Origin of the sequence: Photorhabdus sp. RM96S, from assembly GCF_042879335.1 — a bacterium.
In the GTDB taxonomy this organism is placed as follows: Bacteria; Pseudomonadota; Gammaproteobacteria; order Enterobacterales; family Enterobacteriaceae; genus Photorhabdus; species Photorhabdus kayaii.
On the sequence record NZ_JBHFKT010000076.1, the window covers coordinates 1 to 8,055 of the forward strand.

Here is an 8,055-nt window from a genome sequence, read left to right on the forward strand (position 1 = left end):
GTCGAGTCGGATGGGAACGACTTTGGGAAGGTTGGTTTCGGCTGCAAACCCTGATAGACGGCTATTTGCTGGCTAAATCAGTTGATTTGGAGATCTGATCAAGAGACAGCATATGGCACAGCGTGACAATCGGAGCAATATCTACGGGGCGTCCGCGCAAATAAACGGGTATAACAGCCTTTGTTCGTTCAGTAATCAGAGGAGCAATGGTGTCAACATTAATGAGTTCATCCTCTCCAATATCAGCTAGGATTGGTTTAGCGCCAACAGCAACTATTGCCCCAACTGTTGCTATAAACGTATTAGCACAAGTAATAACTTCATCACCCGAACCTATACCTAAAGCTTGCAATGCAAGTAGCAAAGCATCTGTACCAGAATTGAGTGCGATGGCATGTGCTCCTCCACAACATTGTGACATCCATTTTTCTAATCTTGAAACCTCTTCACCAAGCACAAAATCACCGGTTGTCAAAACATTTTGCCATTGCTTGAAAATTAGTTCGGACAAATCGATAGCCTGCTCTTGAATATTGTTACATTTAATCATGCTATTGCCTTTTAAATTTTTCGAGTGATAGCAGAAAGTGCGATGGCAGTGATTCCAATAGCACTGACGATTGCAGTCAATGTTAGTGTTTCAGAATATCCCACTGCCGCACCGATAATTCCTGCTCCAAGATAAATGAATGGGTGTGCACCACTGGTAACAAAAGTATCTACCGCTACAACTTTTCCAAGGTCTTTTTCCGGAGAGAGGGTTTGCATAGCAGTAGTCCAACCAGTGAGCCAGGATGCTTCAACAATCCCAACAAACATTGCCCCCAGAATGACCATCCAAGAGAAGCCCCCCATGCCCAATAAAAGCATTGCGCTACAGAGAAATAAACCACAGATCACGGCAAGTCTTATTAGACGTTGGTGACCAGCAGTAAGTACTGTGATAACAGATCCAATACATGCACCAGCTCCCGAAGCTGCCAGACAAAACCCCCACATTGTATCACTGAATCGATCACTGATTGCGTATGGAGCAATGACTAAGAAAATAGGGAAACACAACACATTCAGGATCAATGTCGCGATAAATCCGAGTAACAATACAGAGTTACCAGTAATGACTGTGATACCGTTCAATACCTCACGTATAGAGAATTTATCATCGGAACCACGAATCCCTATATCGGGTATCAGGGCAGTAAAAAGAGCTGCTGCGAAAAACGTAATGCCATCAACCAGTATTCCCCATGCTGGTTCCCACAATATGATCATAACTCCTACTGTGGCAGGAAAAACTACTGCCACAAAGTTATCTACAAAATTCATGGCTCCATTTCCTGCCACTAAGGCTTGCTTGGGTAGCAAGTTTACAAGCAGAACTTGAGCACATGGGCGAGAGACACCAATGCCAATACCAAATATTAAATAGGCAAGTACTAATCCCCACCACGGGGCGTTTAACACAAGTAACATAGTTGCAGCAACTTGCGCCAACCCCCTGGCAGTATCTGTCGCAATGAGAATGTGTTTTGGTGACTTTCTGTCTGCTAGCAGACCTCCAGCGACAGCCCCAATGACTGTCCCTAATCCCACCGCAGCCATGACGACACCAAAAACCTCCCCACTAAGTTTGGCATGAATCAACGCAACAGGAAGGGCAGCTAAACAGACTGCATCACCAATCATTGACAAGCCTTGACCAATAAGCAATTTCCGGAATGATGAGGAGCGTAATGCCTCGGAATAAGGCGATACTCGTTCAGCGAATGAAGTCATTTGTTTCTCCGCAGATATAGATACGTCCATCTGGACAACATTCGGTAGCGAGTTTCTTCCCTCCACAGTAGATGTCAATGATGCCATCTGCAAGTACACTGACCATAAGTCGTTGCCCACAAAAATAAAGCATGAACCGATAGGAATCCCAGTCGGATGGTAACCGGGGGCGAAAATAAAGTCTTTTCTCTGCGACACGTAGCCCGGCTAAGCCTTCAACAAGCCCTTGCCATGCACCTGCGTAAGCTGAAAGATGTAATCCATTGTTGTAATTTAATATAGGGGTGAAATCCAGATTATATCGACTTGCGCGTGATATAAAATCGGCACAGACATCTATCTTACCTATATCCGCAGCAAGCACGGCATGAGGGCCATAACTGAGTGATGATTCATGAACAGTACGGGGCTCATAGAAGTTGAATGCTACTCGCTTGACTTCATCAGAGAAATCATCGGGGAATAAAGACATAAGCAGAACAACATCAGCCTGTTTTATGATTTTGGATGTGAAATTTTGCAGCTTTTCGGCAGAATACCGTTCATGTTCATTTATGAACTGCGGCCCATGTTTTTTTTCGTTTCTTAACTCAGTATCTTGAAGAATTGCATACCCATCGAATTCTTCCGGAATGGAAACGCCATCAATAACCATCCAAGGAAGATAGACATTTTCACTAATTGTTTTCCAATTCTTAATCTCGTTTGCAGAAATCTCGGGGAAGCATTTGTAGCTAATTAGCGAAAGTGCAAATTTTATGCACCATCTGAAAAGATAGTTTGTAAAAAAACTATTGTCTACATGATAATGATATTCATCAGGTCCCATTACTGAGTTAATAACATATGCCTGTTTTTTATCGGACCATTTAAATACAGATGCAGCAAATCTTGCACATTCTGCAACTATTTTATAACCACGAGTGTTCATATAAGCATCATCGTAGGTTACAGACCAGTATCTGTATAGGGAGTAGCAGACATCAGCAGAAATGTGTAATACTTCATCGACACTCCACTCACGCACGATATCAGCATCAGGATAGGAAAGGACATAGTGAGGTCCGTTTTCAGCGCCATGATCATTAGAAGCCTCTGGAAAACGCGCCCCAAAAAATCCTGTGGCTTTTGCAAATTCAATCGCTTTTTCCATACTATGGTATCGGTAGTCAATGAATGCTTTTGCTACACGTGGGTCATTCCAAGCCCAAAATATACATTTATGGAGTTCAGTATCAAAAAAAGTCGCTCCTGAATGATAAGGGCTAGTCAACCCCGAGCTGGTGAAATAAAACCCGACTCATGGTTATATGCACCAATACCATGCTGTAAAAGTTGGAAAAGTGCATATTTAATACCGAGTTCAATGGGTTTATCGGACGCATTGATTGTCACATCATGCTCTTCCCATAATTTATTCCACCTTGCTCGATGCTCATTCTGGGAGGAGATGAAGTTAAATGGCACTGGGGATATCTCAAGTCCTACACTGCAATCCTCTGAACGTACCTTCCAATGTATAAATATAGAATGATGTTCATTCTGGGAAAAGTCGAAGGTTACGGATGTTGCACAACTCTGTCCTAAACATGACCATGTGTTTGCGTATCTGGCAGAGAATAATTGAACATCATAGTGCAATTTTTGTTCTTTAGTTGTGATTATCGCGCTAAAACCATCTTTATTGGAATAACATTGATTAATATCATAATGACGAGCAACTAGCCAAGGAGCCGTGCCGAGGTATTCGTTACCAGCAGAAATATCAAGCCCGTAATCCAACCGTAATCTCCGTAGACCAATTTCAGTATTTAATTGACGTAATTCAATAACAGTTGAGACTTCAAGCTTATTGGGAATATCAATAAACTGCCTTATGATTAACTCGAATTCTCCTCCTCTTACGCACAAATATTCAGTGCTGGTAACAAATGCTGTATCGAGAGATAAAATAATTTTCGCGGCTCGACCATTTTTGTGAATTACTGGTTCACCAGTTTCGACATCATAAAGCCGGAGAATTTTTGGTGCTGGCAGTGATACTATTTCACGTGAAACCCCAACACCTGATGTATATACCTTGTCCATAAGTAGCTGAACCCGCTGAGCTCGTTCAGATGCTTTTGGTACGTGTGGTCGCAGTCCCATAAAACTATTAGCTAATGTTGTCACACATGAAATAAATGCTGACGAATCAGGGCCGACTTCAGATATATTTTCTTCTTTTCTTCCATAAGTGATGGTCAGCATCAAAGACTCCTTGATACATTGAAAGACCAATCTGTGTATTTCATATTCAGCATATTATGGTAGCAAGGATCTGTAAGAACATTTGTGCTATTAATAAACCAACCCGATTGCCATTTCTCACATATTTCCAAAACAGCATCCCGAATTGTATAAACAAATTGAAAATCCAGTTCATTTTGTACTAAACGAGAGTCTAATCGGTAAGATCTTGTGTCATTAGAAGCTGTTGTAGCAATAGGTACATTGGTATTGAAATAGCGATCAACAACATCTTTCACCTGCAATGCTATATCGCTCACAGTATGGTTTTCATAACCGACGTTAATGGCACTCCCACTGACTGAACCAAGAGAATTACGTTGAACAAGTGTTGCATACAGGCGAGTTAAATCGCAAATATGGACATTAGGCCGGTATTGATTCCCACCAAAAACGGTAATTTTTCCTTGTGAAAGTGCACTAGCAGTCAGAATATTTACAGTCAAATCTAAACGTTGTCTGGGAGACCAACCGCAAACTGTTGCTGCCCTCACTGCAATGGTTTCAAAATTTGGGCTTGTTAGACCGAAAAGAACCTCCTCGCCTTCTGATTTATATCGGTTATAGTCCGTGATAGGAACACAAGGCTGACTTTCGTCGACGATAGGTTGATCATTTATACCGTAAACACTCGCTGATGATGCGTAGATAAAACGCCGACACCCCAGATTCTTGGCACTTATCATGAGATAAGGAAGACAAGCGATATTTATAGATCGACTGACTTCCGGATCTGAGTTAAAACTAGGGTCATTGGCTACCGCAGCAAGGTGTACTACTGTTGTTACTCCCCGTAATGAATCTTCAACAATAGTTTTATCACGAATATCCCCCTTAACTAATTCCAGATGGGGATGATCAAGAAAGAAACTAAGTCCGTTAGGAAAGAATTGGGCATCCAATACTCTAACTTTATAGCCTGCAGACAATATTTTAGGTACCAGTCGCGAACCTATATATCCTGCTCCACCAGTTACAAGAATTGTTTCATATTTAGCTTGCATATCATTTCCTTATATTATTTCGACAATCGGAATAGAGATGTCATTAAGGGATGGAATAATAAAAGCGCGTTGGTCGGTAGCCATGGGAAGGAGTTCATTGCGATGTATCTGATAAGCTTGGATTCCAAGATTACAGGCTACGTCAATAGAATGTGGAGAATCATCAATAAGCGTGACCTCTTTTGGGGTACGTTCTTCAATGAGAGACAAAAACAACTCCTCTCGAGTCTGATCTTGTTTTTGCCTTACTATGCTTTGTTGATTGAGTATTATGCTTTCCTTACGTAGCATATCGTCAAATAGGGAAGATGCATTTTGTGAGGCTGTATAAAATTTAACCTCTTGAGACGACAATTCTACTCGCTTTAAAAGTCGTACTGCGTCATCGAAAAGTCGGGCGTATACAGAAAGCCTAAGAAATTCAGCCTGTTTGATTTCCGCAAGCATACTTATGTTGCCGTTGTTTAATCTATCCAGGCCCGAAAGCAATCCAGCCTTTTTTAAATCCAAAAGGCGTGAAGCACCTTCTAATCGAGGTCGTCCTGCGATATTGGCAAGATATTCTTCATGAGTAAGCTCCGTCAGCCCGAACTGATGAGCAGCGTTACGCCAGGCTTCGTAATGCGGAGTATCAATGAGTGTCCCATCAAGATCAATCAATAGAAGTGTTTGCATTTTTGCTCCACTATTTTTAAGAGTTTTACATACTCTTGCCCATAATTATGTTTGCGATACGAGAAGTTGAATCCATTACCTTGTCATCAGTGAAAGCTATACGCCCTCCATTGCTTTCAACAAATATTCGTTCTGCATTCAGTCTTAAATCCGTACTAGTGCCGTAATCCGCACCTTTAAAAAACACATGAGGACGAAGAGCGGAGAGGATATGTTCGGCGGTAGGTGAATCACTCACTATTACATGATGGCAGTAGCGAATCGATGCCATAAATTTGGCACGATGATAATCAGAAAAAATGGGACGCTCAGAACCTTTGTTGACATACTTATCAGCGGTAATTGACACGAAAAGACGATCAACCAGTAAATTGGCTTGTCGTAAATGGTGTATGTGACCAATATGGACGATATCAAAGCATCCGTGACACAATCCAATTGTCAGGCCATCTTTTTGGTAGCTTTCAGCAAGAGCTTTTAACTCGGTGACGCTGTTCAAAACGGTCATGTCAATGCCTCCTATGAAATAAGATATTTTGCCATTATGTTTAGATGTTCAGATTTCCCCCAATAATCTGGTATTTGCCCGACTATTTGGAATCCATTACGAAGATGAAAGAGATATGCAGCACGTTCTTTGTCAATGTTACCAATATCTAGACAAAGGTATTTTTTCCTAAGACTTAATGCGAATGCCTCAATTTCGCTATAGAGCAACGAAGCAACACCGTATCGACGATAATTTTGATCAACAACCAACCAATCAGCCCAAAGAACATACTTTGATGGTATTGCTCCCAAACTACACCCCATTGTTCCGATAACCGCCTCACCTTCAGTTGCAACAAACCGAATCTCCTCTTGATGCGGGTTTTCCAATTCACGTATGAATTGAATACTCGCAGATTGGGTTAGGTCATCCTCTGAACCAATTTGTGCTATGAGTTTAAGAACCGCTTCCATATCAGAGATGTTAAAACGTCGAATAAGAATTGTGCGCGTGCTTTTAATTGTCATGGTATTCCAGCCTAGTCAGAGCAGAATCCAACCGATCACATGCGCTATCGATCATTTCGGCAGTATGCAAAGCAGATAACGTCACGGGTTCTGGGCAATATGTTAGAGGTAATAGAAATCCGTATAACTTATATTCTGTTGACAACAAGCGGAATAATTTATGTGCGAATTTCACAGGGTAGGTATTTTCTATATCTTTCATTGTCTTTGGGCGTACTAAAGACCCGATATGAACACCAACTCTTCCTCCATAGCCATCAATATGACAGGGAATATTGTGTTGCTTAAAAATTTCTTTCATATTTTTTATGAGTTGGCTTTCTAAATTTGCAACATGTTGATAGAGGATTCCATCTTCTAAGTGCTCGATAACTGTCAAAGCTGCCGAAACCGATAGATATCTTCCCGTATTTGTGCCACTTATCTGTACAGGCCCACGCGGAGCGATCATATCCATATATTCAGCTTTACCAGCAATTCCAGCTATCGGCATTCCAGCACCAAATGCCTTACCATAAGTCGCTATATCCGGAATGACATCATAATCTTTTTGAGCACCACCAATATTTGCCCTAAATCCTGTTAACACTTCGTCAAAGATAAGTAATGCTTTATGCTTTGTCGCAAGTGCACGCAGGTTTTGCAGAAATCCCTCATCAGGTTTGATACAACCGATATTCAGAGCCACTGGTTCTAGAATAATGCCAGCCACATCACCAGAATATGTTTCAAATGCTTTCTGCACTGCATTTAGGTCATTCCATGGCAATGGCACAGTTAATTGACCTAATTCGGCAGGAATACCGGTAGTACCTTCAAGACGTTCTAGCTCACCATTTGCAAAAACAACACCACTTCGTGGAGAGGAATCTATATTCCATGTAAGAGTGTCATTTAAGCCATGAAAGTGGCCTTCAAATTTAAAAATAATGCGTTTACCTGTTGCGGCTCGAGCTATTCGAGTCGCATACATAGTGGCTTCTAGCCCTGAATTTACAAGACGTAATTTTTCTGCGCACGGTACCGTAGAGCAGAAGCGTTCACTCAACAATTGATGTTCTTCAGTTTCATATTGTTGAAGAAAACCACGTGATAGTGCATGAGTAATGGCCTTTCGTATAACAGAGCTATCATGACCAAGAAAACATCAGGGCAACCGCATGAATGATTAAATATCACTCATATTAGCAAAACCCGCCTGTAATACTCGCTCCAAAAATTGGGTTTTCATCCATATTCGTCTACGCTTCGCTTTAATGCTTAATTGACTCGTTTCTTTTTTCAGCATGTTTAA

At 41.4% G+C, this 8,055-nt stretch carries 8 protein-coding genes and 2 pseudogenes; all 10 read right to left on the bottom strand.

Going from position 1 to position 8,055, the window contains the following annotated elements; translation table 11 throughout:
* Nucleotides 1-61 precede the first annotated feature (61 nt).
* Entirely contained in the window at nt 62-550 is a 489-nt protein-coding gene (locus ACGF49_RS23730) for a DegT/DnrJ/EryC1/StrS family aminotransferase (RefSeq protein ID WP_387493080.1), read from the bottom strand.
* Between the two features lie 11 nt (nt 551-561).
* Complete coding sequence (locus ACGF49_RS23735) at nt 562-1,776, bottom strand: MFS transporter (protein WP_113044330.1); 1,215 nt, start codon at nt 1,774-1,776, stop codon at nt 562-564.
* Nucleotides 1,760-3,049, bottom strand: a complete 1,290-nt coding sequence (locus ACGF49_RS23740; RefSeq protein ID WP_271859795.1) for a glycosyl hydrolase family 65 protein — start codon at nt 3,047-3,049, stop codon at nt 1,760-1,762. Before ACGF49_RS23740 ends, ACGF49_RS23735 begins: the two co-directional genes overlap by 17 nt.
* On the bottom strand, nt 3,046-4,026 hold the full coding sequence (locus ACGF49_RS23745; RefSeq protein WP_271859796.1) for a hypothetical protein: 981 nt from the start codon (nt 4,024-4,026) through the stop codon (nt 3,046-3,048). Before ACGF49_RS23745 ends, ACGF49_RS23740 begins: the two co-directional genes overlap by 4 nt.
* On the bottom strand, nt 4,026-5,069 hold the full coding sequence (locus ACGF49_RS23750) for an NAD(P)-dependent oxidoreductase (protein WP_113044331.1): 1,044 nt from the start codon (nt 5,067-5,069) through the stop codon (nt 4,026-4,028). Before ACGF49_RS23750 ends, ACGF49_RS23745 begins: the two co-directional genes overlap by 1 nt.
* A 9-nt stretch (nt 5,070-5,078) precedes the next feature.
* Nucleotides 5,079-5,744 (bottom strand): HAD hydrolase-like protein, encoded by a 666-nt coding sequence (locus tag ACGF49_RS23755; protein WP_113044332.1) that lies wholly within the window; start codon nt 5,742-5,744, stop codon nt 5,079-5,081.
* Between the two features lie 25 nt (nt 5,745-5,769).
* Nucleotides 5,770-6,252, bottom strand: a complete 483-nt coding sequence (locus ACGF49_RS23760; RefSeq protein WP_113044333.1) for an adenylyltransferase/cytidyltransferase family protein — start codon at nt 6,250-6,252, stop codon at nt 5,770-5,772.
* 11 nt (nt 6,253-6,263) lie between these two features.
* Entirely contained in the window at nt 6,264-6,761 is a 498-nt protein-coding gene (locus ACGF49_RS23765) for a GNAT family N-acetyltransferase (protein WP_113044334.1), read from the bottom strand.
* Nucleotides 6,751-7,890, bottom strand: a pseudogene (locus ACGF49_RS23770) (aspartate aminotransferase family protein); the annotation flags it as partial. The pseudogene ACGF49_RS23770 and the gene ACGF49_RS23765, both read right to left, overlap by 11 nt.
* A gap of 39 nt (nt 7,891-7,929) precedes the next feature.
* A pseudogene (locus tag ACGF49_RS23775) lies at nt 7,930-8,055 on the bottom strand (ISAs1 family transposase); the annotation flags it as partial.

What these genes read in the sequence shown, in the direction of transcription:
- ACGF49_RS23730 (WP_387493080.1), bottom strand. Translation starts at nt 550, where the DNA reads ATGATTAAATGTAACAATATTCAAGAGCAGGCTATCGATTTGTCCGAA.
- ACGF49_RS23735 (WP_113044330.1), bottom strand. Translation starts at nt 1,776, where the DNA reads ATGACTTCATTCGCTGAACGAGTATCGCCTTATTCCGAGGCATTACGC.
- ACGF49_RS23745 (WP_271859796.1), bottom strand. Translation starts at nt 4,026, where the DNA reads ATGCTGACCATCACTTATGGAAGAAAAGAAGAAAATATATCTGAAGTC.
- ACGF49_RS23750 (WP_113044331.1), bottom strand. Translation starts at nt 5,069, where the DNA reads ATGCAAGCTAAATATGAAACAATTCTTGTAACTGGTGGAGCAGGATAT.
- ACGF49_RS23755 (WP_113044332.1), bottom strand. Translation starts at nt 5,744, where the DNA reads ATGCAAACACTTCTATTGATTGATCTTGATGGGACACTCATTGATACT.
- ACGF49_RS23760 (WP_113044333.1), bottom strand. Translation starts at nt 6,252, where the DNA reads ATGACCGTTTTGAACAGCGTCACCGAGTTAAAAGCTCTTGCTGAAAGC.
- ACGF49_RS23765 (WP_113044334.1), bottom strand. Translation starts at nt 6,761, where the DNA reads ATGACAATTAAAAGCACGCGCACAATTCTTATTCGACGTTTTAACATC.